Annotated in this window: 19 protein-coding genes; 9 read left to right on the top strand and 10 right to left on the bottom strand. The window is 68.3% G+C overall.

Features of this window, described 5'->3' with window-relative positions:
- Positions 1 to 10 precede the first annotated feature (10 nt).
- From ACSQ3Y_RS22455 to ACSQ3Y_RS22445, 3 genes are all read left to right on the top strand, one after another.
- Positions 11 to 715 carry a fumarylacetoacetate hydrolase family protein gene (locus tag ACSQ3Y_RS22455; protein WP_436178942.1) on the top strand — a complete coding sequence of 235 codons (705 nt, stop codon included), beginning with the start codon at positions 11 to 13 and terminating at the stop codon, positions 713 to 715.
- A gap of 14 nt (positions 716 to 729) precedes the next feature.
- Positions 730 to 1,365 (top strand): maleylacetoacetate isomerase, encoded by a 636-nt coding sequence (gene maiA / locus ACSQ3Y_RS22450; protein WP_436178941.1) that lies wholly within the window; start codon positions 730 to 732, stop codon positions 1,363 to 1,365.
- 94 nt (positions 1,366 to 1,459) lie between these two features.
- Positions 1,460 to 1,975 (top strand): MarR family winged helix-turn-helix transcriptional regulator, encoded by a 516-nt coding sequence (locus tag ACSQ3Y_RS22445; protein WP_057203731.1) that lies wholly within the window; start codon positions 1,460 to 1,462, stop codon positions 1,973 to 1,975.
- Positions 1,976 to 2,046: 71 nt separating this feature from the next.
- On the opposite strand, the gene ACSQ3Y_RS22440 is transcribed toward ACSQ3Y_RS22445, so the two are convergent.
- The 4 genes from ACSQ3Y_RS22440 to ACSQ3Y_RS22425 form a co-directional block, all read right to left on the bottom strand.
- The gene (locus tag ACSQ3Y_RS22440) at positions 2,047 to 3,678 is read right to left on the bottom strand and encodes a DHA2 family efflux MFS transporter permease subunit (RefSeq protein ID WP_436178940.1); all 1,632 of its coding nucleotides are present in this window, start codon (positions 3,676 to 3,678) and stop codon (positions 2,047 to 2,049) included.
- A gap of 12 nt (positions 3,679 to 3,690) precedes the next feature.
- Entirely contained in the window at positions 3,691 to 5,001 is a 1,311-nt protein-coding gene (locus tag ACSQ3Y_RS22435) for an HlyD family secretion protein (RefSeq protein ID WP_057203730.1), read from the bottom strand.
- A gap of 67 nt (positions 5,002 to 5,068) precedes the next feature.
- Positions 5,069 to 6,541: an efflux transporter outer membrane subunit gene (locus ACSQ3Y_RS22430; RefSeq protein WP_436178939.1), complete on the bottom strand. Its 1,473-nt coding sequence runs from the start codon at positions 6,539 to 6,541 to the stop codon at positions 5,069 to 5,071.
- A gap of 42 nt (positions 6,542 to 6,583) precedes the next feature.
- A complete protein-coding gene (locus tag ACSQ3Y_RS22425; RefSeq protein ID WP_428000191.1) occupies positions 6,584 to 7,114 on the bottom strand; it encodes a MarR family winged helix-turn-helix transcriptional regulator in 531 nt (176 codons plus the stop codon).
- 182 nt (positions 7,115 to 7,296) lie between these two features.
- On the opposite strand from ACSQ3Y_RS22425, the gene ACSQ3Y_RS22420 reads away from it, so the two are divergent.
- Positions 7,297 to 8,268 carry a ketopantoate reductase family protein gene (locus tag ACSQ3Y_RS22420; RefSeq protein WP_057203727.1) on the top strand — a complete coding sequence of 324 codons (972 nt, stop codon included), beginning with the start codon at positions 7,297 to 7,299 and terminating at the stop codon, positions 8,266 to 8,268.
- Between the two features lie 819 nt (positions 8,269 to 9,087).
- Complete coding sequence (locus ACSQ3Y_RS22415) at positions 9,088 to 10,359, top strand: M20/M25/M40 family metallo-hydrolase (RefSeq protein ID WP_436178938.1); 1,272 nt, start codon at positions 9,088 to 9,090, stop codon at positions 10,357 to 10,359.
- A gap of 73 nt (positions 10,360 to 10,432) precedes the next feature.
- Here the strand turns inward: ACSQ3Y_RS22415 and ACSQ3Y_RS22410 are convergent, their stop codons facing one another.
- The 4 genes from ACSQ3Y_RS22410 to ACSQ3Y_RS22395 all read right to left on the bottom strand — a co-directional run bounded on the left by ACSQ3Y_RS22410 (position 10,433) and on the right by ACSQ3Y_RS22395 (position 14,145).
- Complete coding sequence (locus ACSQ3Y_RS22410; protein ID WP_436178937.1) at positions 10,433 to 11,392, bottom strand: 2-hydroxyacid dehydrogenase; 960 nt, start codon at positions 11,390 to 11,392, stop codon at positions 10,433 to 10,435.
- Positions 11,393 to 11,616: 224 nt separating this feature from the next.
- A complete protein-coding gene (locus ACSQ3Y_RS22405) occupies positions 11,617 to 12,081 on the bottom strand; it encodes a nuclear transport factor 2 family protein (RefSeq protein WP_436178936.1) in 465 nt (154 codons plus the stop codon).
- Positions 12,082 to 12,214: 133 nt separating this feature from the next.
- Entirely contained in the window at positions 12,215 to 13,126 is a 912-nt protein-coding gene (kdgD, locus tag ACSQ3Y_RS22400; RefSeq protein WP_436178935.1) for a 5-dehydro-4-deoxyglucarate dehydratase, read from the bottom strand.
- 41 nt (positions 13,127 to 13,167) lie between these two features.
- A complete protein-coding gene (locus ACSQ3Y_RS22395; RefSeq protein WP_007857619.1) occupies positions 13,168 to 14,145 on the bottom strand; it encodes a Bug family tripartite tricarboxylate transporter substrate binding protein in 978 nt (325 codons plus the stop codon).
- Positions 14,146 to 14,581: 436 nt separating this feature from the next.
- Between ACSQ3Y_RS22395 and ACSQ3Y_RS22390 the strand changes: the two genes are divergently transcribed.
- Both ACSQ3Y_RS22390 and ACSQ3Y_RS22385 read left to right on the top strand, forming a co-directional pair.
- Positions 14,582 to 15,679, top strand: a complete 1,098-nt coding sequence (locus ACSQ3Y_RS22390; RefSeq protein ID WP_428000197.1) for a lactonase family protein — start codon at positions 14,582 to 14,584, stop codon at positions 15,677 to 15,679.
- 43 nt (positions 15,680 to 15,722) lie between these two features.
- Positions 15,723 to 16,715, top strand: coding sequence for a Bug family tripartite tricarboxylate transporter substrate binding protein (locus tag ACSQ3Y_RS22385; protein ID WP_057268822.1), 993 nt, complete (start codon positions 15,723 to 15,725; stop codon positions 16,713 to 16,715).
- Between the two features lie 26 nt (positions 16,716 to 16,741).
- Here the strand turns inward: ACSQ3Y_RS22385 and ACSQ3Y_RS22380 are convergent, their stop codons facing one another.
- Positions 16,742 to 17,074 carry a helix-turn-helix domain-containing protein gene (locus tag ACSQ3Y_RS22380; RefSeq protein ID WP_428000198.1) on the bottom strand — a complete coding sequence of 111 codons (333 nt, stop codon included), beginning with the start codon at positions 17,072 to 17,074 and terminating at the stop codon, positions 16,742 to 16,744.
- A gap of 58 nt (positions 17,075 to 17,132) precedes the next feature.
- Positions 17,133 to 17,627 (bottom strand): rod shape-determining protein, encoded by a 495-nt coding sequence (locus tag ACSQ3Y_RS22375; RefSeq protein WP_057268835.1) that lies wholly within the window; start codon positions 17,625 to 17,627, stop codon positions 17,133 to 17,135.
- A gap of 151 nt (positions 17,628 to 17,778) precedes the next feature.
- Here ACSQ3Y_RS22375 and ACSQ3Y_RS22370 point away from each other — a divergent pair, with 151 nt between their 5' ends.
- Both ACSQ3Y_RS22370 and ACSQ3Y_RS22365 read left to right on the top strand, forming a co-directional pair.
- Positions 17,779 to 18,168, top strand: a complete 390-nt coding sequence (locus ACSQ3Y_RS22370; protein ID WP_057268820.1) for a thioredoxin family protein — start codon at positions 17,779 to 17,781, stop codon at positions 18,166 to 18,168.
- Between the two features lie 314 nt (positions 18,169 to 18,482).
- A complete protein-coding gene (locus tag ACSQ3Y_RS22365; RefSeq protein WP_436178934.1) occupies positions 18,483 to 22,061 on the top strand; it encodes an SNF2-related protein in 3,579 nt (1,192 codons plus the stop codon).
- Positions 22,062 to 22,163: the final 102 nt, after the last annotated feature.

Below are 22,163 nucleotides of genomic sequence, written 5' to 3'. Positions count from 1 at the left end.
AAAGCCCTGCATGTCCACCACCTACCTCTGGACCCCTCCCGCCACCGTTTCGCTGCCTGTGCGCGGCCAGGCCGCGCGCCTGCCCGTGAACCGCCTGTTCTTCGTGGGCCGCAACTACCACGCCCATGCCGTCGAGATGGGCCGCCCCGTGGACAAGTCGCAGGAGCGGCCGTTCTACTTCACCAAGTCGCCGTCCACCGTCGTGGAATCGGGCGCCACCGTCGCCTACCCGCCGGGCACGGAGAGCTACCACTACGAGATGGAGCTGGTGGTGGCCATCGGCGCGGCGGGCTTTCGCATTGCACCGGAGCAGGCGCACACCCACATCTACGGTTATGCCTGCGGGCTGGACATGACGCGGCGCGACCTGCAGCTCGTGGCGCGCGACAAGGGCCGGCCCTGGGACCTGGGCAAGGATGTGGAGCAGTCCTCCATCGCCTCCGAGGTCGTGCCTCTGCCCGGCGTGGTGATCGAGCGCGGCGCCATCGCGCTCAGCGTCAACGGCCAGGTGCGCCAGCAGTCCGACGTCGCCCAGCTCATCTGGAACATCCGCGAGATCATTGCCGACCTCTCGCAGTTCTACCACCTGCAGCCGGGCGATCTGGTCTACACCGGCACGCCCGAGGGTGTCGGCGCGGTCGTGCCGGGCGACCGCATCGAGGGCCATGTCGAGGGCGTGGGCTCCATTGCGCTGACCGTGGGGCCTGCCGAATGAGCGAGGCTGACGGCATGAGGCTGCACCACTTCTTTCGCAGCGGCACCTCGCACCGGCTACGCATCGCGCTGCACCTCAAGGGCCTGCAGGCCGAACACATTCCCGTGGACCTGCGCCAGGAAGAGCACCTGGGTGACGCTTACCGCGCCATCAACCCGCAGAGGCTGGTGCCCGCGCTGGAGCATGACGGGCAGACTTTCATCCAGTCGCCTGCCATCATCGAATGGCTGGATGAGCGCTACCCCGAGCCGCCGCTGCTGCCGGCGAGCGCCGATGCCCGCGCCCACGTGCGCGCCCTGGCTGCGCTGGTGGGCTGCGACATCCACCCGGTCAACAACCGCCGCATCCTGGAGTACCTGCGCCACCAGCTGGGTTGCGACGAGGTGGCCGTGAACGCCTGGTGCGCCACCTGGATAGGCGCGGGCTTCGACGCCTATGAGGCGCTGCTGGCGCGCGATACCGGGCGCGGCGCCTTCAGCTTCGGGCATGCGCCCACGCTGGCCGATGTGTACCTGGTGCCCCAGGTCGAAAGCGCGCGCCGCTTCCAGGTCGATCTGGCGCGCTGGCCGCTCATCAGCGCGGTAGACGCGGCCTGCGCTGCCTTGCCTGCCTTCCGGCTCGCAGCGCCTGCGGCCCAGGCGGGCGCGTGAGTGCCCGGCCCGGCAGCGGCTTCCGATAGACTGCGGCCTCACGGATTGCCGCTGCCTGCTGTCCACCACCGCCCGCCTGCTCGCTTGTCTGCCCATGTCCTCATCCCATTCCCCAGCGCTTGAAGAACTGCCCGGCCACTACATCCGCCGGTTGCAGCAGATCGCGGTGGCCATCTTCCTCGAAGAGACGCAGGAAGTGGGCATCACCCCCGTGCAGTTCGCCGCGCTGGCGGCCGTGCAGCGCGAACCGGGCCTGGACCAGCGCCGGCTGGCTGGCCGCATCGGCTTTGACACCTCGACCATCGGCAGCGTGATCGACCGGCTCGAGGCGCGCGGCTGGATGGTGCGCAACAGCAGCCCGGGCGACCGGCGTGTGCGCCTGCTGATGCTCACGCCCGACGGCGAAGACCTGCTGCGCCAGGTGGAGCCCGGCATGCGCCGTGCCCAGAAGCGCATGCTGGCCCCCCTGCCGCCCGAGCAGGGCGAGCTCTTCATGGCCATGCTCAAGACCCTGGTCAACGCCAACAACGTGCTCAGCCGGGCGCCCAGCGTCACCAGCACGCCCGAGCTGCCCGCCTCGCGCACCCGAGCCAAGGCCAGCAAGGGCTGACCAGGAATGAAAAAGGTGGCGAGCCCGAGGGCTGCGCCACCTTGTCATGCATGCGGTCCGGAGTCCCGGTGTCAGTGGGCCCCTGCGGCGTCGGCCGAGGCGGCGCCCCCTTGCGATGGCCGCTTGGTCAGCCAGATCAGCCCGATCAGCAGCACGAACAGGCCGGCCGATCCGAGGAAGATGTCGTCTGCCGCGCGGGTGAAGGCCTGCTGGTCGATCAGCCGGTTCACCTGCGCCAGTGCCTGCAACTGCGTCATGCCAGACGCCATCAGGTTGTCCAGAGTGGCGCCGAACACGCCCTGGCCCTGGATCAGGCCCTCGGTCAGGTGGGCATGGTGCATGGCGGCCCGGCTCTCCCACAGCGTGGTGGCGATGGACGTGCCCATCGCCCCGGCGGTGATGCGCACGAAGTTGCTCAGGCCCGCAGCGGCCGGGATGCGTTCGGGCGGCAGGCCCGACAGCGTCAGCGTGGTCAGCGGGATGAAGAAGAACGCCATGGCCGCGCCCTGCAGCAGGGTGGGGATCAGGATATGCACGAAGTCGGTCTGCACGGTGAACTGCGAGCGCATCCACAGCACGATGCCGAAGACGATGAACGCGCCCGTCGCCATGCGCCGCGGATCCCACTGGCCCACCTTCTTGCCCACCAGCGGCGTGAGCAGGATGGCGAAAATGCCCACCGGCGCCAGCGCCATGCCGGCCGAGGTGGCGGTGTAGCCCATCCACTGCTGCAGCCACAGCGGCAGCAGCACCACGTTGCCGAAGAACAACGCGTAGGCCACCGACAGCGCCAGCGCCCCGAAGGTGAAGTTGCGGCCCTTGAAGAGCTTGAGGTCCACCACCGGGTGCTTGTCGGTGAGCTCCCAGACCAGGAACACCGCGAACGCCACCACGGCCACCACCGCCATCAGGATGATCTCGTTGGAGGCGAACCAGTCGAGCTCCTTGCCCTTGTCGAGCATGAGCTGCAGCGCACCCACCCACAGCACCAGCAGGGACAGGCCCACGGTGTCGATCGGCAGCTTGCGGATCGGTGTCTCGCGCTTGCGGTAGATGCCCCAGGTCAGCAGGCCGGCCAGCAGCCCCACCGGCACGTTGATGTAGAAGATCCACGGCCAGGAGATGTTGTCGGTGATCCACCCGCCCAAGAGCGGCCCCACCACGGGCGCGACCAGCGTGGTCACGCCCCACAGGGCCAGCGCCGTGCCCGCCAGGGCGCGCGGGTAGCTGGCCAGCAGCAGGGTCTGCGACAGGGGAATCATGGGCCCGGCGACCAGGCCCTGCAGCACGCGGAAGAAGACCAGCATCTCCAGCGACGAGGCAAAGCCGCACAGCCAGGAGGTCAGCACAAACAGCAGCACGCTCATGGTGAACAGCCGCACCGCGCCAAAGCGCTGCGTGAGCCAGCCCGTGAGCGGCACCGAGATGGCGTTGGCCACGCCGAAGCTGGTGATGACCCAGGTGCCCTGGCCCGGGCTCACGCCCAGGTCGCCGGCAATGGCGGGGATGGAGACGTTGGCGATGGACGAATCGAGCACGTTCATGAACGTGGCCAGCGACAGCGACAGCGTGCCCAGCAGCAGGGCCGTGCCCTGCAGCGGTGGATACGCCGCAGGCGGCCCGGGCGGGGCGGCTGGCGGCGTCGTCACAGCAGGCGGCGCCGAGGCGCCGGCCTGGTCTGCGGTGGGGTTGGCGGCAGTCATGCGGACTCCGGCTTACTGCACCACAGGGGCACGCACGGGCGCCGAAGCGTGGTTCTGTGCCTGCGCTGCGCTGCTGGCCTGTGCCTGGGTCACCTTGGGTGAGGCCACGGCCACGGCCTTGCGGCCCAGGTTGGCGGCGATGATGTTTGCCACCTCGTCGTCAGCGGCCTTGAACTGCTCGTCGAACACGGCGGTGGCGGCCACGGGCGTCGTGCGCTGCGTGTCCGAGAGGGTCTTGCCGCTCTGGTCGGCGGTGTCCACCTTCACGTCCATCGACAGGCCCACGCGCAAGGCGTGTTCACTGACTTCCTTGGGGTCCAGCGCAATGCGCACGGGCACGCGCTGCACCACCTTGATCCAGTTGCCTGTGGCGTTCTGCGCGGGCAGCAGGGCAAACGCGGCGCCGGTGCCGGCACCCAGGCCCGTGACCTTGCCGTGGTAGACCACCTTGGTGCCGTATACGTCGGCCACCAGTTCGGCCGGCTGGCCGATGCGCAGGTTCTGCAGCTGGCTTTCCTTGAAGTTGGCGTCCACCCACAGGTCGTTCAGCGCCACCAGCGTCATCAGCGGGGCGCCGGCCTGCACACGCTGGCCCACCTGCACGCCGCGCTTGGCGACATGGCCGTCGAGCGGTGCGAGCAACTGGGCGCGCTGCACGGCCAGGTAGGCCTCGCGCACGCGGGCCGAGGCACGCTGCACGTTGGGGTGCTGCTCGATGGAGGTGCCTTCGGTCTGGGTCTGGCTGGCGGCCAGTTGCTCCTGCGCTGCCACCACGGCGGCCTGGGCCGCTGCCACCGTGCTCTTGGCAGAGGTCACCTGGGCATTGGCGTGCTGGAACTCTTCCTTGCCCACGGCGCCGCTGGCCATCAGCGGGGCTCGGCGGGCCACGTCGTCCTGCAGGCGCGCGGCTTCGGCCTGGGCGCGGGCCAGGTCGGCGCTGCGCAGGCTGACCTGGGCTTTCAGGGTGGAGTTGTTGGCGAAAAGCGTGCGCACTTCGCGCACCGTCTGCGCCAGTTGGGCCTCGGCCTGTTCCAGCGCGACGCGGGCGTCGGCTGGGTCGAGCTTGACCAGCAACTGGCCGGCCTTCACGTAGTCGGTGTCGTCCGCACCGATGGAGACCACGGTGCCACCGACCTGCGGCGTGATCTGCACCACGTTGCCCGCGACGTAGGCGTTGTCGGTGGTCTCCATGTGGCGGCCATTGGCCCAGTGCCAGGCGCCCCAGCCGATGGCGGCAATGGCCACGGCGGCGGCGATCAGGGTCAGGCCGCGGCGGCGCGCTGGGTTGGTGGCTTCTTTGTTGGAGGCAAGGGGTTCGCTCATGGCAAGGGTCCTTCGGGAATGTGCTGTTGTGTGTGGTTTTTTATGCGTCGTATCGGGGTGCTGGTGCTCAGCGGGCCGCGGTCTGTAGCGTGGCCGTGTCGTCCGTCCAGCCGCCGCCCAGGGCCTTCATCAGCTGCAGGCGGGTGTCGAGCTGGCGCGCGCGCAGGTCCACGGCCAGGCGGCGCTGGGCCAGCACCTGGCTTTCTGTGGAGAGCACCACCAGGTAGTTGCCCAGGCCCGCGCGGTAGCGCTCCTGTGCGAAGCGGTAGGCCTTTTCGGCGCTGGCGGCGGCCTCGTCCTGCAGCGCCTGCTGGCGCGTGAGCGACTGCACGGAAGCCATGGCGTCGCCGGCTTCCTTCACGGCGTCGAGCACCATGCCGTTGTACTGGGCGATGGCTGAGTCGAGCTCGGCCTGGCGGCCGCCCAGTTGGGCGCGCAGCCGGCCACCGTCGAAGATCGGCAGCCGCAGCGCGGGCGTCACGCCCATCTGGCGCGAGCCTGCGTTGAACAGATTGTCCAGCCCCAGCGAGTTCAGGCCGATGAAGGCGGCGATATTGATGTTGGGGTAGAACTCCGTGCGCGCGACCTTCACGCCCTGGGTGGCGGCTTCCACACGCCAGCGCGCAGCCACCACGTCGGGGCGGCGGCCCAGCAGGTCGGCACCCAGTGCGTCGGGCACGGCCGTGGGCTGCAGGGCGGCCAGTTGCGGGGTCAGCGAAGTCAGCGCATCGGGCGCCTGGCCGCTGAGCACGGCGACCTGGCGGCGCGCCAGGGTGATCTGCTCTTCCAGGGCCTCGATCTGGGTGCGCGCATCGGGCACGGCGGCCTGGGCCTGCGTCAGCTCGACCTGGCTATCGAGGCCTGCGGCCACGCGGTCGTTGGTCAGGCGGCGCTGCTCTTCACGCTGCGCAAGGGCCCGCACGGCCACCTCGCGCTGCGACACCAGGCGGGCCAGGGCCACATAGCTGCGGCCCACTTGGGCGGCCAGGGTGTTGGCGGCAGCGGCGGCATCGGCCTGGGCGGCGCGGGCCTGGCCCAGGGCCGCTTCCAGCTCGGCCGCGTGCTGGCCAAAGAAGTCGGGCGACCAGCTGAAGCTGGCCTGCACCGTGCCGCTGTTGTAGGTGTTGCCGGCCACCGGGGCGGGCACCAGGCCGTGGGCCGTGTAGCGCTGGCGCGTGGCGTCCACGCCCAGGTTCACCTGCGGGCCGTTGGCGGCTTCGCGCACCTGGCTCAGCGCCACGGCCTGTTCCAGCCGGGCGCGGCTCACGGCCAGGCTGGGGCTGCCCTGCAGGGCCTTGTCGACCAGGGCGTTGAGCTCTGCGTCACCGAGGGTGGTCCACCATTGCGACGGGGCGCCAGACTCGGTGGCCGCTGCGTTCAGGCCCAGTGCGGCCGGCGTGGTCTGTGCCAGTGGCGTATGGGCTGCGCCGGGGCTGGCGCAGCCGACCAGGAAGAGGGCGGCCGCCAGCGCGACGGCCGACACGGCGAAATGGGCCGCCATGGCGGCACGGGTGGACAGGGGGGTGGTGGATGAGGACATGTCTGCTATCTCTTGGGGGGATACGGGGGCGGGGCGGCCGGGTCAGGCGGCCGGTGGCTGCTGTTGTTGTTCCTGGCGCACGGCATCGCCGTTGGCCAGCATGCGGCGCAGCATGCTGAGCAGCAGTTGCCATTCATCGCGGGTGAAACCGCGCAGGTGGTTGTTGAGCACTTCGGCGAGCACAGGGGGCACCTTGGCGGCGACGGCCTCGCCTTCGGGCGTGAGCACCACGTGCACCACGCGCCGGTCGGTGGTCGAGCGTTCGCGCAGCACCAGGCCCTTGGCTTCCAGGCGGTCCAGCGTGCGCGTCATGGAGGCCGCATCCGTCTCCAGTTCCCGGGCCATCACGGCCACCGTGGCCGCGGCCTGGCCCGTCATGGCCTGGCATTTGGAGATCTTGAACAGCGGCAGCCACTGCGCGAAGGTGAGGTCGTGGGTGGACAGCTGCGCGTCCGCCTGCGTGCGGATGGACGACATCACCTTGCGCATCAGGTAGCCCACGCTTTCCTCGGCAGGGCTGTGGCTCTTGCCGTAGAAAGGGGTGGACGAAGCGGGTGCGGAGCTGGTTGTCATGGGATAGGAATTTAATTGACTAGACAATGATTGTCATTGCAATCAATTAATTCCCGAGCTGTAACTAGGGGTTATTACCAGTGTCGCTGGGGGTTGTCGGCGTGGCTTCGCGAGGGCGGGTGCACTGCCCGATATAGTGGGCGGGCCATGTCGGCAGTCCTGCGGGTATCCCCGAATCGTTCATGACCATCCCTGCTTCCCCTATTGCGCCTGCGGACCCTTCTTCGTTGTTGCGCATCGCCGTCATGGGCGCCGGGGCGGTGGGCTGCTACTACGGCGCGCTGCTGTCCCGCGCCGGCCACCCGGTGACCCTCATCGGCCGTGAGGCCCATGTGGCGGCCGTGCAGCAGCGGGGCCTGCGGCTGCAGACCGCAGTGCTCGACGTGCAGGTGCCCATGCAGGCCAGCACCGAGGCCAGTGCCGTGCAGGGGGCCAACGTGGTGCTGTTCTGCGTCAAGTCCTCGGATTCCGAAGACGCGGCGCGCCAGATCCGCCCCCTCCTCGCGCCCGGTGCGCTGGTGCTCACGCTGCAGAACGGGGCGGACAACGACGAGCGCGTGCGCGCCGTGCTGGACGCCAGCACACCCGTGGCGGCTGCCGTGGTCTACGTGGCCACCGCCATGGCCGGGCCCGGGCATGTGCAGCACCATGGCCGGGGTGAGCTGGTGATTGCGCCCTCGCCGCGCAGCGAGGCGGTGGCGGCACAGTTCGCCGCCGCCGGCATTCCCACGCAGATCTCGGACAACGTGCGCGGCGCGCTGTGGGCCAAGCTGGTGCTCAACTGCGCCTACAACGCGCTGTCGGCCCTGGCGCAGCAGCCCTATGGCCCTCTGGTGCAGGTGCCTGGTGTGACGGACGTGATCGCGGACACCGTGGCCGAATGCCTGGCCGTCGCGCAGGCCGATGGTGTCACCATTCCCGGCGACATACAGGCGGCCGTGCGCGGCATCGCGGCCACCATGCCGGGCCAGTATTCGTCCACCGCGCAGGACCTGGCGCGCGGCAAGCCCAGCGAGATCGACCACCTCAACGGCTATGTGGTGCGCCGTGGCGCGGCGCTGGGCGTGCCCACGCCGCTGAACCGGGCGCTGCAGGTGCTGGTGAAGCTGGCGGAAGGGCGGGGTGGTTCTGGATCGGCTTTCGGTGGTGGTTGACGCTTGCCTGTGCTGAGTGCGGGAGCCGGGATGTGCGCCCGGCGGCGCAGTAACTTTCTCTTGGCCGCCAAGAGAAAGTCACCAAAGAGAAGGCGGCCCCCAGTCTGCGTCCCCCTTTCGCCCTGTCGGGCGAACGGGGGCAACCTGCGATGCTCGGTCCTGGGGTGGTGCCGATGAACTCGCTGCGTTCTTCGAACTCCGCTCAAACAGCATCGGCAAGCTAGAGCACGAAGTGCGTGTGTCCTTCGGCACACGCACCCACCCCAGCCCCTGCGCTTCTCGGCGCAGCCAGCAGGGGTGGGGAGCGGGTACCACCCGGCTGCTGCTTTCGCAGCTGCGCCAGGTGCCGGTTACGCGCTCCGCGCTGCCGACGCAACTGGCGCGAGCGCTCTGGCGAGCAGAGCGCAGCGAAGGACCATAGGCCGAGCGAAGCAATGGCCCGTGTGGAGCCCGCTCCCACCCCCTTCTGACCGTGCCGAGAAGCGCAGAAACTGGGGTGAGCGCGTGCCGAAGGACACGCGCATCGTTGTCTAGCTTGCCGCAGCTGTTTGAGCGGAGTTCGAAGAACGCAGCGAGTTCTGCGGCACACCCCAGCTTCGAGCGTCGCAGGCAGCCCCCTCGCCCACCGGGCGAGGGGGACACGGGCAGCGGGGTCGCCTTTCTTTGGGGTACGTTTCTTTGGCGACTCAAAGAAAGGTACCTCGGCCGCCGGGCCGAGACCCGGCTCCCGCCTTTTATCGAGGCATGCAGCAAGCAAACGCGACCGCTATCGGCAACATAATCAGACCTCGCCATTCACTTGTTGCAAGCAGCCAAACCATGTCCCATTCCCTTCGTCCCCTGGTCGCCTCCCTCTCCCTGGCCTTCGCCGCCGCCCTGGCCCACGCCGCCCCCGTGGCCGAAGTCCACGCCCTGGCACAGAAGGAGCAGCAACCCCTGCTCGACACCCTGCGTGACCTGGTGCACATCGAATCGGGCAGCAAGGACATCGAGGGCCTGAACCAGATCGCCGAGCGCATCGCCAGCCAGCTCAAGCAGCTGGGCGGCACGGTGGACGTGCTGCAGACCAGCGACGTCTACCGCCTGGACGACACGCCCGAGAAGGTGGGCCCCGCCGTGCAGGCGGTGTTCAAGGGCACGGGCAGCAAGAAGATCATGCTGATCGCGCACATGGACACGGTGTACCTCAAGGGCATGCTCAAGGGCCAGCCCTTCCGCATCGAGGGCGACAAGGCCTATGGCCTGGGCATCTCTGACGACAAGCAGGGCGTGGCCCTGATCATCCACACTGTGGCCATGCTGCAAAAGCTCAACTTCAAGGACTACGGCACGCTCACGGTGCTGATCAACGGTGACGAGGAAATCAGCTCGCCCGGCTGGCGCAGCACCATCACCCGCGTGGCCGCTGACCAGGACGTGGTGTTCTCGTTCGAAGGCGGCGGCACCGACGGCACCCTGCGCCTTGCCACCAGCGGCATCGGCGCGGCCTACATCACGGTGCAGGGCAAGGCATCGCACGCCGGCGCCAAGCCCGAGGACGGTGTGAACGCGCTGTACGAACTGTCGCACCAGTTGCTGCAGATGAAGGATCTGTCCAAGAGCGACGAGGGCCTCAAGCTCAACTGGACCGTTTCCAAGGCCGGCACCAACCGCAACGTGATCCCCGCCGAGGCCACGGCCCAAGCCGATGCGCGTGCCCTCAAGGTGGCGGACTTTGATGGGCTGGAAAAATCGCTGCAAGAGAAGATCAAGACCAAGCTCATCCCGGCCTCCAAAGTGGACGTTAAGTTCGAGGTGCGCCGCCCACCGCTGGAGGCCAGCGAGGCATCGCGCCGCGTGGCCGGCTACGGCAAGGTCATCTACCAGGAATTGGGCCTGCCGCTCAGCGTGGTCGAAAAGGCCACGGGCGGCGGTACCGATGCGGCGTTCGCGGCCTTGAAGAACAAGGGCGCCGTGGTCGAGGGCATGGGCCTGTCGGGCTATGGTGCCCACTCCAACGATGCCGAGTACGTGCAGGTCAACACCATCGTGCCGCGCCTGTACCTGGCCACGCGCATGATCATGGATATTTCCAAAGGCGTGTTGAAGTAACGCACCCACGCGCGCCCCGGCTGCGCGTATTTTTTGGCCCTCGCCGGTGCACGCCGGCGGGGGCCTTTTCACGTCAGGCGAGCGGAACGGGCACGCGCACCGCGCCCGTGGCGTAGAAGGATTCCAGGTTCTCCAGCACCAGGTCGGCCATGGCGCGGCGGGTTTCGTGCGTGGCGCTGGCGGTGTGGGGCGTGAGGACCACGTTGTCCAGCGCCATCAGCGCCGCAGGCACCTGGGGTTCGTTCTCGAACACGTCAAGGCCGGCGCCAGCGATGCGCTTGTGCTGCAGGGCCTCGACCAGCGCGGCCTCGTCCACCACGCTGCCGCGCGCCACGTTGACCAGGTAGCCCTTGGGGCCCAGCGCGTCCAGCACCTCGCGGTTGACCATGTGGCGCGTGGAGGCGCCGCCGGCCACGGTGAGCACCAGGTAGTCGGCCCACTGCGCCAGCGCCAGCAGCGATTCGAGGCGGGGCAGCGCGCAACCTTCGACCGGGCGGCGGTTGTAGTAGCCCACCTCCATGCGAAAGCCGGTGGCGCGCTGGGCCACGGCCAGGCCGATGCGGCCCATGCCGACGATTCCCAGGCGCTTGCCCGAGACGCGCGTGAGCGGCGCATAGCGGGCTTTGGGCCACTCGCCGCGGCGCACGAAGCGGTCGCTCGCGGCCACGCCGCGCGACACGTCGAGCATCAGCGCAAAGGCCATGTCGGCCACGCAGTCGTTGAGCACGTCGGGTGTATAGCCGACCGGAATGCCGCGCGCCCGCGCCGCAGCGATGTCCAGCGCATCGAAGCCCACGCCGAAGCTGCTGATCACCTGCAGGCGGGGCAGGGCCGCAATCACTTCGCCCTTGAGGCCAATGGATGCGGACGTGACCACCCCGGTGAAGCTGGCGCCGTGCTCTGCCAGAAAGGCCACCGGGTCGGCCTGGTCGGACAGGCACACCACGTCATAGCGGGCGGCCAGCTCGTTATCCAGCGCGGGCAGGGGCAGGCGGGCGATTTGCAGGAGGCGGGGCTTGGAAGTAGTTGTCATGGGAAAGAATACGAAGAGACGCCCGCAGGCGGGCGTTCAGGTGGTCGGAGACCGGGCCAATCAATGTACGTGAGCCACCATGAGAAGGCGTACCAAAGATCGAATTTCCGATACCGATCTGCGAAACTGGCCCGCACTCATACCAGTGCCACCGTGGAACTGGCTTTGCCAGGCCACCGGTGGCGTCCCCCTCAGGGGGAAGGCGCGAAGCGACTCAGGGGGAGTCAAGTTGCTACACGCACTGCCTGCCGCGCCAGCAGCTTCCACTGCCCGCCCTGCTGCTGCTGCCAGACACCCAGGATCTTGATCTGCACCTTGCCGGGCTTGCCAGAGTCGTTGGTGTCGGCCGTGAGCGTGTGGCGCACGATGGCGGTGTTGCCCACCACCTTGATGGTCTGGTCGCTGATGGTGATGGTGACGAAGTCGGACTTGCCGGCGAGCAGGTCGCCGATGAAGCTGTCCTTGGTGTCCACGCGGCCGCCCGAGTGGCCGTAGCTCAGGTCATCCGCCACCAGCTGGGCCAGTGCGGCCTGCGTGGGGTCGACCATGGCCACGCGCAGGCGCTCGGCCGCAGCGGCCACCGATTGCTCGGACGCGGCGGACGATGCTGCAGGCGAGTTGCTTGCGCAGCCGGTAAGGGCTGCGATTGCCACGGCAGTAGCGGCTGCGAGGACGATTTTCTTGAACATCTTGTCTGTCTCCATTGTTGTGTTTGAGGATGTAGGTGCGTGCCGCAGGGAAAATCCACGCGCCCGTGCACGGCCAGGCGAATGGAGATCGTGAAATGAAAAAGGGCCTGGTGATCCAGGCCCTTTCAGGCGCTTACTGCGGGCCGAGCTTGTCGATCAGCGCTTTCAGTTGCTCCATTTCGGCCGGCTTCAGGTCCGTCAGCGGCGCACGCACAGGCCCTGCATCGTGGCCCACCAGCTTGGCGCCCGCCTTGATGATGCTCACGCCATAGCCTTCCACCTTGTTGCGAATGTCCAGGTAGGGCATGAAGAAATCCTTGAGCAGCCGGTGCTGCGTGGCCATGTCGTCGGCCGCCACGGCCTTGTAGAAGTCCATCGCCGTCTTGGGGATGAAGTTGAACACCGCCGACGAGTACACCGGCGTGCCCAGCGCCTTGTAGGCTGCCGCATACACCTCGGCCGTGGGCAGGCCGCCCAGGTACGAGAAGCGGTCACCCATCTTCATGAAGATCGAGGACATGGTCTCGATGTTGCCCACGCCGTCCTTGAAGCCGATCAGGTTCGGGCAGCGCTCGGCCAGGATGGCCAGCGAATTGGCCGTGAGCTTGGTGCGGTCGCGGTTGTAGACGATGACGCCGAACTTCACGCTGTTGCAGACCGCAGCCACATGCTCGATCAAACCCTCCTGGCCGGCTTCGGTCAGGTAGTGGGGCAACAGCAGGATGCCGTGGGCACCCAGGCGCTCGGCCTCCTGGGCATGGGCGATGGCGGTGCGGGTGGGGCCGCCGGCACCGGCAATGATGGGCACCTTGCCGCGGCAGGTGTCCACGGCGGTCTTGACGACCTGGCCGTACTCGGCGCCCGAGAGCGAGAAATACTCGCCCGTGCCGCCGGCGGCGAACAGGGCGGTGGCGCCATAGGGGGCCAGCCATTCCAGGCGTGCGGCGTAGCCCTTGGGGTTGAAGTCGCCCTGGGCATCGAAGTCCGTGACGGGGAACGAGAGCAGGCCGGAGCCCATGATGGATTTGAGGTCTTGCGGGTTCATGGTGGTGGCGGGGCTGGTGATGTGAAAAAAGAGGCGGATGCTCAGTCGAGCTTGATATTGGCGGCCTTCACCACGGAGGCCCAGCGCGCACGCTCCTTGGCGAAGAACTGGTCCTGTTCGGTGGGGGTCATGGTCACCACCTCGGCGCCCTGGCCGGCCAGGCGCGAGCGGATGTCGGGCGAGCGGATGGCGGTGATCAACGCCTTGTTCAGCCGCTGCACCACGGCTTCGGGCGTGCCGCGGGGCAGCAGAATGCCTTGCCAGGTGCCGGACTCGTAGCCGGGCACGCCTTGCTCGGCGATGGTGGGCACGTCGCCGATCAGCGGCATGCGCGTGGACTTGGACACGCCCAGCACCTTGAGCTTGCCGTTCTGCACCTGGGGCAGGGTGGCCAGCATGCCGTTCATCAGCACCTGGGTCTGGCCGGCCACCGTGTCCTGGATGGCCGTGACCCCGCCCTTGTAGGGGATGTACTGCCAGCGCGCGCCGCTGGCACGCTCCAGCGCCACACCGGCCAGGTGCGGTGCGCTGCCGGTGGCGGTGACGGCGAAGTTCAGGTCCGCTGTCTTGGACAGTGCGATCAGTTCCTTGAGGTTGTTGGCCTTGACCGAGGGGTGCACCACCAGCAGGTGGGGCGAGTAAGCCAGCATGGTCACGCCGCGCAGGTCCTTGGAAGGGTCGAACGACAGCTTGGTGTAGACCGAGGGGCTGATGGCCAGGGCGCCGACGTCGCACAGCAGCATGGTGTAGCCGTCCGGATCGGCCTTGGCCACGAAGTCCGCGCCCAGGTTGCCGTTGGCACCGGGCTTGTTCTCCACGATCACGGTCTGCTTGAGGGCTTCCGACAGGGGCTGGCTGATGGAGCGGGCAATGATGTCCGAGCTGCCGCCGGGAGGGTAGGGCACGATCAGCTTCAGGGTCTTGGTGGGTTGCCATTCTGCGGCGGTCTGGGCCGTGGCGGTGGTGGCGGCAAGGGCGGCGGTGCACGCCAGGATGGCGTCGCGGCGGGTGAGTGTCATGTGTTGTCTCCTGGTTTCACTGTTGTTGCTAGTCATCGTACAACCAAGCGCGCAGAAAAACAATTGCCCTTACAAAAAAAGAGCGCATTAAAGTGCCGATGGGGCGACTGCCTGGGGTGCCCGATGCCCTGCGGCAGCGGAGCCGATCGCCCGTTGCCTGTTTCCAGAGGGATGTAGATGGCGCCTAATTCTCCTATGGGGATGGCTGGCCGGGGACGGTTTCTTCGCTGCATGCACTGCAAGCCCAGGGAACATGCAATCGGGTTCGGGTAATCCCTTTGGTCAGATGCGCTATGCGGCTCCACAATCCGCCATGTTGTATGACGACATATGACGTGCAGTCCTTTTCATGGAAAGCGGGACCCTGCTGCGTCGTGTCGCCCGCATGCCTGTATCCGCCGCCTGTGCGGTCTCCCCCTGTTGAAAGGAAATACTGATGACCCGTGTAATTCGTTGGCGCGGCCTGGTGCTGCCCCTGGCTGCCAGCGCCCTGTGGCTGGGCGCATGGTCCGCTGCAACGGCCGCTACCTGGGTGTATGTGTCCAATGCCGACAGCCAGGATCTGTCCGTGCTGGAGCTCGACCGCAGTGCCGGCACGCTCAAGCCTGTGGAGACGGTTCCCCTGGCCGGCATGGCCATGCCCATGGCGGTCAGCCCGGACAAGCGCGTGCTCTATGTGGCGCTGCGCTCCCAGCCGTTCCGGGTGGTCAGCCTGGCCATCGACCCCGCCAGCGGCAAGTTGCGCAAGCTGGGCGAGGCGCCGCTTGCCGACAGCATGGCCAACATCGACACCGATGCCACGGGCCGCTGGCTGTTCGCCGCCTCGTACCCGGGCCACAAGATCACGGTCAACAGCATCGGCAAGGACGGGGCCGTGGGCGCCGTGCAGCAGCTCATCCCCACGGCGCCCAACGCGCACGCCATCCATGCCGATGCGGCCAACCGCCATGTGTTCGCCACCAGCCTGGGGGGCGACAACCTTTCGGCCTGGCGCTTCGATGCCGAGACGGGGCGGCTCACGGCCCACGAGCCGGCGCTGACCACCGTCGCGCCCGAGAAATCGGGCCCGCGCCACTTCGTCTGGGACCGTGCGCAACGCCATATGTATGTGCTCAACGAGCTCGATGCCGCCGTGCACGTGATGGCCTACGACGCCGCGCGCGGCACACTGCGGTCCGTGCAGCGCACCACGGCGCTGCCCGCCGGCTTTGCCGGCAAGCCCTGGGCGGCCGACCTGCACCTGTCGCCCGACGGCCGCACGCTGTATGCGTCCGAGCGCACGTCGAGCACGATCAGCAGCTTCCGCGTCGATGCCGCCACGGGCCAGCTGCAGCCCCTGGGCCAGGTGCCCACCGAAAAATCGCCGCGCGGCTTTGCGGTGGATTCCTCGGGCCGCTTCCTGATCGCGGCGGGGCAGGAGTCGCACAGCCTCTCGCTGCACCCCATCGATGCGGCCACGGGCATCCCGGGCGCGCCCACCCGCGTGCCCGCCGGCAAGAACCCCAACTGGGTCGAGATCGTCGACTTCCCCTGAGCACTGCTCTTCGTCCGCTTTTCACCATCAGGAGACAAACACCATGCAACGCAGAACCTTCATCCCGGCGGCGGCCTTTGCCGCTGTCAGTTGCTTCATCGGGCTGCCCGCCGCTGCCCAGGGCACCTGGCCCACGGGCAAGACCATCAGTTACGTGGTGCCCTTTGCCGCAGGCGGCACCACCGATACGCTGGGCCGCATGATTGGCCAGCAACTGGGCACGGCGCTGGGCACCACCGTGGTGGTCGAGAACAAGGCCGGCGCGGCGGGCAGCGTGGGCTCGGAGGCGGTGGCGCGCGCGGCACCCGACGGCTACACCTTGCTGGGCGGCACTGTGAGTTCGCATGCGATCAATGCCAGCCTGTACCCCAAGCTGGGTTACGACGCCATCAAGTCGTTCAGCCCGGTCACGCTGATCGGCACCAACCCCGTGGTGCTGGTGGTGGCCGCCAACAGCCCCTACAAGACGCTCAAGGACGTGCTGGCCGCCGCAAAGACCAAGGAGGGCGGCCTGTCCTCCGCCTCGGCCGGCACGGGCAGCTCGCAGCACCTGGCAGTGGAGCTGCTGGGCTTCAAGTCGGGCGTGAAGTTCACGCACATCCCCTACAAGGGCAGCGGCCCGGCGATCCAGGACGTGATAGGAGGCCAGGTGGACATGATGTTCGACACCACCGTGGTGGCTGCACCGCATGTGCAAAGCGGCAAGCTGCGCGCCATTGCTGTCACCTCGCCCAAGCGCCTGGCCTCCATGCCCGACGTGCCCACGGTGGCGGAGTCGGGCATCAAGGGCCTCGAGGACTTCCAGGTCCAGTCCTGGCAGGCCATCTTCGTGCCCGCCGGCACGCCCGCGCCGGTGGTGGGTCGCCTGCACGACGAGATCCGCAAGATCCTCGGGCAGCCGGACATGCAAAAGCGCCTGGCAGGCTTCGGCATGGAGCCGGCCGATCTGAACGTGGGGCAGATTGCCGCCTTCCAGAAGGCCGAGGTCGAGAAATGGGCCCAGGTGATCAAGGCCGCCAACATCAAGGTGGACTGATCGAACGGTTGGGCGGCGCGGCGCCTCTACTCGGGGGAAATGGCTTCCTCGCCGTCGCTCGCTGTGTCTTGCACACTGCCTGCTGGCGGCTTGCGTTCCAGTCGGAACTCGGGGTGCTGGCCGGTCAGCAGCAGGAACATGGCGAACACCGGGCCCTGCATGCTGCGTTCGTCGGTCGTGCTCTCCAGGGCCTGCCAAGTGCGTGACTGCAGGCCGCCCCGGCTGCCGGTCTGCAGCGGATAGCCCAGCAGCTCTGCCGCCTGCGCCTGGCTCAATCCGGCGGCCGTGCGCGCGGCCTTGAGTTGGTCGCCGCTGGGGATCGGCATGTTCAGCGCAAGGGTGTCGGGGCGATGGCTCATGGGATGTGCGTGGGTGGGCGGGATGCAGGCATTGTCGTCCAGCCACCGCGCGGCGTGTTCATTCCAGGATATGGCCTGTGGCCGGATACTGGCCCGAGAGCAGTTCGCCATCAGTGAGCGGCGGGCCTTGCCAGAGCATGGCCCGGTTGGCGCCGCAGCCCAGGGCCAGCTCCTTGAGCGTCCGCAGCTCCGCGTGGGTGTAGCGGCCTTCGGGGTTCGCGGGCAGGTGCAACACGATGTGGGGCGATGGCAGGAAGCGCCAGAACGATCCCTCGTCCAGCACGGTGCGCACGCTGTGCTTCAGCAGCTGCTGTGCGAGCACGAAGTCCGACACCAGGGAGCGCGGGTGGGCCAGCGGGGTCGCGATGCGCGCGCCGGTCTGGGCTGCTGCCTCGCGGGCCCGGTTGCCTACGGCCAGGATGAGCGGCTTTGGCTGGTCCTGCAGGGCAATCTCGGGCACCTCGTCCCAGGTGGCGCCCGTTTTCGGGTTGCGCACGCTCAGGCGCTCGGGTGATATTGCGATGTACAACAGGGGCGTCAGCGATTTGAGCATGGGTTGGGCGTTGCAGGCGGGTGGATCTGTGCGCATTCTGGCCCAGGTGGCCAGTTCCCTGGCACCGGTATTGGGTATGGGCAGAACAGTCCAGATGCCCGGGCACAAGCCGTTGTACAGTGGCACGCCACAGCCCCGAAGGATTTCGCAGATGCACAGCCCGGCCGCCTCGCCCAACGCCACGCCCACCGCCAGCACCCCCGGGGGCTGGTGGGCCGTGTGCCTGTGCGCCAACTGGTGCGGCACCTGCCGCGACTACCGTGCCATCTTTGACACCCTGGCCCTGGCCCACCCGGAGGTGCGTTTCGAGTGGGTGGACATCGAGGACGAGTCCGAACTGGCGGGCGACCTGGATGTGGAGACCTTTCCCACCCTGCTGATCGCCGATGGCACAAGCGCGCGCTTTCTTGGGCCTCTGCTGCCCCAGGCGCCTGTGCTGGCGCGGCTGCTCTCCAGCCTGCAGGCGGTGCAGGGCGGGCCGGCGGCGGGCGGTGATGCGCAAGAGGTGTTCGAGCGCGTGCGTGCGGCACGCGGGGGCTGAGGTAGGGGTCTAGTGCAGTGTTTCACGCTATCTGGCACATAAAAAGTCGTCTTTTCGGCCCTGGCCGCGTTGCAAATCCTCGCGATACGCCCGGTATCGCTGTGGTTTGCGCCTTGCCAGGACCAAAAATCCGCCCTTTTTATTTGTGCCATCAAGCATGAAACATTGCACTAGCGGCCACCTCCATGGGGCAGGTGGGGGCTCTGATCTGCTATTTTTTGAATAGCAGTTTGTACAGTACCATGAACCGATAGCCGCTGTCGCTCCCCTCCGATAGCCCTTGTCGCCCTCCTGTTTGTGTATTGAATTTTTCCATGTCCCTGGAGTTCTGGTTCGAGCCTGAGTCATTGCGTGCGCTGTGCGACGATGGTGTGTGGGCGCGGGGCACGGCGCTGTTCAAGGCGCGTGCCGTGCGGCGGCTGGCCGTCAGCGCCCAGGGCGACCACTGGCGCCTCGAAGGCGACGTGCAGGGGACCCAGTTGGCGCCTTACCAGCTGTCCGTCTCGATGGCGCTCATGCCCGATGGAGCGGTGGACTACTGGCGCAGCCAGTGCAGTTGCCCCGTGGGCCTGCAGTGCAAGCACGGCGTGGCGCTCATGCACCAGGCCGCGCGCCAGGGGCCGAGCGAATTGGACCGGGCCAGGGGCCTGGCTTTGCCCGCTGCCGGGCTGAACCGCCCGCCACCGGCCCGCAGCGACGTGCAGCAGCGCATGGCCGAGGTGCACCGCATGGAGTCGGAGGCGCGCCTCATGAACTGGCTGCTGGCATTGGACAAGGCCGCAGGCCTTGCCGATGGCGATGCGCCAGCAGGTGCCGGCGGCGCGGCGGACCGCCCTGAACAATATGTCTACCTGTTGTCTGTGGTGGGGGCGCCGCGGGCGGCACCGCTGCTGCAGCTGGAGGCCGTGGTGTCCTACCCCAAGGTCACCGGCGGCTGGGCCAAACCCAAGCTGGTGCGCACCCAGCCGGGCAAGGGCCAGGCGGTGTTCGACCGGGCCGGCGACACCGACCGCCAGGTGCTGCAACTGCTGCGGGCGCTGCCGCGCCACCAGAACTATTACTCCGCCTACAGCGGTGCGCCCTGCGCGGTGGTGGAGGGGCAGATCGGCCTGCTGGCCGTGCAGCAGGCCGCCAGCACCGGGCGCCTGTTCGCCGATGCGGGCGGCTCCACGGTGGGGGCGCCCCTGCGGTGGGGCGAGCTGCTGCCCATCGAGTGGGCCTGGCAGGCCGTCTCGGGCGGTGCGGCCGGCGCACAGGCGCAGGACAGCGGCTGGGCGTTGCAGGCGCGCCTGCCCCAGGCGGGCGCCACGCTGTGCCATAACAACCCGCCGATGTACCTCGATGCCGCTGCCGGCCTGTGCGGCCTGGCGCATGCACCGGGCATGGAGCCCGCGCAGCTGGAGGTGCTGCTGCACGCGCCCACCCTGAGTGCTGCTGCGCTGCAAAAATACCAGGCCGACGTGGCCCGGCGCCTGGGCCCCGTGCCGCTGCCGCCCGTGCTGCAGGGCTTGACCCGGCTCGACGGCGTGGCCCCCGTGGCGCGCCTGCACCTGGCGCCGACACCGGCGGCCGGGGTGGCCTACATGGGGCTCATCACGGCGCAGTTGCGCTTTGACTACCTGGGCCATGTGGGCTGGTGGGTGGGGCAGCCCCTGTCGGTGCTGGTGGACGGCCTGGACGGTGGAGGCGGCAAGGTGCTGCTGCAGCGCGATGGCCGTGCCGAGATCGACGCCGTCTCGCGCCTCATGGACCTGGGCCTGCTGGGCGTGGACGAGGGTTTGTTCGGCATCCCTGGCGAGCGGCCGCAGGGCGCCTGGATGCTCTGGGCCGACGAAGGCTTCGCCGCGCTGCGCGAGGCCGGCTTTGCGCTCACCGTGGCGCCCGAGCTTGATGGCTGGATCACGCACGCGCAGACCATCCACGTGCACCTGGGCCCAGAGGGGGCTGAGGGCGATGGGGGGGACGATGCGTTCGGGCTGGATGACGGTGCGGACGGCGCAGAGCCGGGTGGTGGCGCTGGCGCACACGGCGATGGTGGCGAGCCCAATCCATCCCCCTGGTTCGAGCTGTCGCTGGGCATCGAGATCGATGGCCAGCGCCACAACATCCTGCCCTGGCTGCCCGACCTGATCGCGGCGGCCGCATCCGCGGCGCCCGACCCCGCCGAGCCCGGTGGCGGCGCCAAGGGGCTGGCGCTGCCTCCGTTTCTGTACCTTCCTGCCCCCAGTGGCCATGGCTTCGTGCGCCTGCCCACCGACACCCTGAAGCCCTGGCTGGCGGCGCTGCTTGACCTGGCGGGCGACCGCGCACATGATTTTTCGGGCGAGAGCCTGCGCCTGTCGCGCCTGGAGGCGCTGCGCACCAGCGCCTCGCTGGGCGATGGGGTGGCGTGGGAAGGGGCGGCCAGCCTGCACGCCCTGGTGCAGCAACTGCAGGGGCAGGGCCAACTGCCCGAGGTGCCGGTGCCTGCGGGGGTGCAGGCGCAGCTGCGGCCGTACCAGCAGCAAGGGCTCAACTGGCTGCAGTTCCTGCGTGCCAATGGCCTGGCGGGCGTGCTGGCCGACGACATGGGCCTGGGCAAGACCTTGCAGACGCTGGCGCACATCCAGGTCGAGAAGGATGCCGGCCGCCTGGTGCAGCCCGCACTCATCGTGGCGCCCGTGAGCCTGATGGGCAACTGGGAGCGCGAGGCCGCGCGCTTCACCCCCGGCCTGCGCAGCGTGGTGCTGCACGGCAAGGAGCGCCACGCCCTGGCCGAATCCATGGCCGAGCACGACCTGGTGATCGCCCCCTATTCGCTGCTGCAGCGCGACCGCGAGCGCTGGCTGGAGGCGCGCTGGCACATCGTGGTGCTCGACGAAGCGCAGAACATCAAGAACGCCACCACCAACGCCGCGCAGGTGGTGGCGCAGTTGCAGGCCAACCACCGGCTGTGCCTGTCGGGCACGCCCATGGAGAACCACCTGGGCGAGATCTGGAGCCTGTTCCACTTCCTCATGCCGGGCTTTCTGGGCAGCCAGCAGCGCTTTCGTGACCTGTTTCGCAACCCCATCGAGCGCCAGGGCAGCACCGAGCGGCTGGCGCAGCTGCGCTCGCGCATCACCCCCTTCATGCTGCGCCGGGCCAAGTCGGTAGTGGCGCACGAGCTGCCGCCCAAGATCGAGACCGTGATGCCCGTGGACCTTTCGGGTGGCCAGGCCGACCTGTACGAGACCATCCGCCTGGGCATGGAAAAGACCGTGCGCGAGGCGCTGCAGGCCAAGGGCCTGGCGCGCTCGCAGATCACCATCCTCGACGCGCTGCTCAAGCTGCGCCAGGTGTGCTGCGACCCGCAGCTCGTGCCGCTGGAGGCGGCGCGCAAGGTGCACACCTCGGCCAAGCTCGCGCAGCTGATGGAAATGCTGCCCGAGATGCTGGCCGAAGGCCGGCGCATCCTGCTGTTCTCGCAGTTCACGAGCATGCTGGCGCTGATCGAGGCCGAGCTGTCCAAACACGGCCTGCCCTGGGTCAAGCTCACGGGCCAGAGCCAGAAGCGCGACGCCATCATCGACCGGTTCACCAGCGGCGAGGTGCCGCTGTTCCTCATCAGCCTGAAGGCCGGCGGGGTGGGGCTGAACCTGCCGCAGGCCGACACCGTGATCCACTACGACCCCTGGTGGAACCCCGCCGTGGAGGCCCAGGCCACCGACCGTGCCCACCGCATCGGGCAGACGCAGAGCGTGTGGGTGGTCAAGCTGGTGGCGCGCGGCACCATCGAAGAGCGCATACTGGCCCTGCAGGAGAAAAAGGCCCAGCTGGCCGAAAGTCTTTACCAGGGTGCGGCGGGGCGAAAGCAGCCGCTTTTCACCGAAAGCGACCTTGCCGAGCTGCTGCAGCCGCTCTCGCTGCCGTAGCCAACAGGGGCTGGCAAAGGCGTTTTTCCGCGCAAACCCGCGCCGGGCGTTGTTCTGCCGCACATGCAGGGTGTTTGCGGCGTGCTCGTGGCCCCGCGTCTT

Origin of the sequence: Acidovorax sp. LjRoot66 (assembly GCF_964253305.1) — a bacterium.
In the GTDB taxonomy this organism is placed as follows: domain Bacteria; phylum Pseudomonadota; class Gammaproteobacteria; order Burkholderiales; family Burkholderiaceae_C; genus Acidovorax.
This window is presented reverse-complemented; position numbering and strand designations above follow the sequence as displayed.

What these genes read in the sequence shown, in the direction of transcription:
- ACSQ3Y_RS22455 (WP_436178942.1), top strand. Translation starts at nt 11, where the DNA reads ATGTCCACCACCTACCTCTGGACCCCTCCCGCCACCGTTTCGCTGCCT.
- maiA (WP_436178941.1), top strand. Translation starts at nt 730, where the DNA reads ATGAGGCTGCACCACTTCTTTCGCAGCGGCACCTCGCACCGGCTACGC.
- ACSQ3Y_RS22445 (WP_057203731.1), top strand. Translation starts at nt 1,460, where the DNA reads ATGTCCTCATCCCATTCCCCAGCGCTTGAAGAACTGCCCGGCCACTAC.
- ACSQ3Y_RS22440 (WP_436178940.1), bottom strand. Translation starts at nt 3,678, where the DNA reads ATGACTGCCGCCAACCCCACCGCAGACCAGGCCGGCGCCTCGGCGCCG.
- ACSQ3Y_RS22435 (WP_057203730.1), bottom strand. Translation starts at nt 5,001, where the DNA reads ATGAGCGAACCCCTTGCCTCCAACAAAGAAGCCACCAACCCAGCGCGC.
- ACSQ3Y_RS22430 (WP_436178939.1), bottom strand. Translation starts at nt 6,541, where the DNA reads ATGTCCTCATCCACCACCCCCCTGTCCACCCGTGCCGCCATGGCGGCC.
- ACSQ3Y_RS22425 (WP_428000191.1), bottom strand. Translation starts at nt 7,114, where the DNA reads ATGACAACCAGCTCCGCACCCGCTTCGTCCACCCCTTTCTACGGCAAG.
- ACSQ3Y_RS22420 (WP_057203727.1), top strand. Translation starts at nt 7,297, where the DNA reads ATGACCATCCCTGCTTCCCCTATTGCGCCTGCGGACCCTTCTTCGTTG.
- ACSQ3Y_RS22415 (WP_436178938.1), top strand. Translation starts at nt 9,088, where the DNA reads ATGTCCCATTCCCTTCGTCCCCTGGTCGCCTCCCTCTCCCTGGCCTTC.
- ACSQ3Y_RS22410 (WP_436178937.1), bottom strand. Translation starts at nt 11,392, where the DNA reads ATGACAACTACTTCCAAGCCCCGCCTCCTGCAAATCGCCCGCCTGCCC.
- ACSQ3Y_RS22405 (WP_436178936.1), bottom strand. Translation starts at nt 12,081, where the DNA reads ATGTTCAAGAAAATCGTCCTCGCAGCCGCTACTGCCGTGGCAATCGCA.
- kdgD (WP_436178935.1), bottom strand. Translation starts at nt 13,126, where the DNA reads ATGAACCCGCAAGACCTCAAATCCATCATGGGCTCCGGCCTGCTCTCG.
- ACSQ3Y_RS22395 (WP_007857619.1), bottom strand. Translation starts at nt 14,145, where the DNA reads ATGACACTCACCCGCCGCGACGCCATCCTGGCGTGCACCGCCGCCCTT.
- ACSQ3Y_RS22390 (WP_428000197.1), top strand. Translation starts at nt 14,582, where the DNA reads ATGACCCGTGTAATTCGTTGGCGCGGCCTGGTGCTGCCCCTGGCTGCC.
- ACSQ3Y_RS22385 (WP_057268822.1), top strand. Translation starts at nt 15,723, where the DNA reads ATGCAACGCAGAACCTTCATCCCGGCGGCGGCCTTTGCCGCTGTCAGT.
- ACSQ3Y_RS22380 (WP_428000198.1), bottom strand. Translation starts at nt 17,074, where the DNA reads ATGAGCCATCGCCCCGACACCCTTGCGCTGAACATGCCGATCCCCAGC.
- ACSQ3Y_RS22375 (WP_057268835.1), bottom strand. Translation starts at nt 17,627, where the DNA reads ATGCTCAAATCGCTGACGCCCCTGTTGTACATCGCAATATCACCCGAG.
- ACSQ3Y_RS22370 (WP_057268820.1), top strand. Translation starts at nt 17,779, where the DNA reads ATGCACAGCCCGGCCGCCTCGCCCAACGCCACGCCCACCGCCAGCACC.
- ACSQ3Y_RS22365 (WP_436178934.1), top strand. Translation starts at nt 18,483, where the DNA reads ATGTCCCTGGAGTTCTGGTTCGAGCCTGAGTCATTGCGTGCGCTGTGC.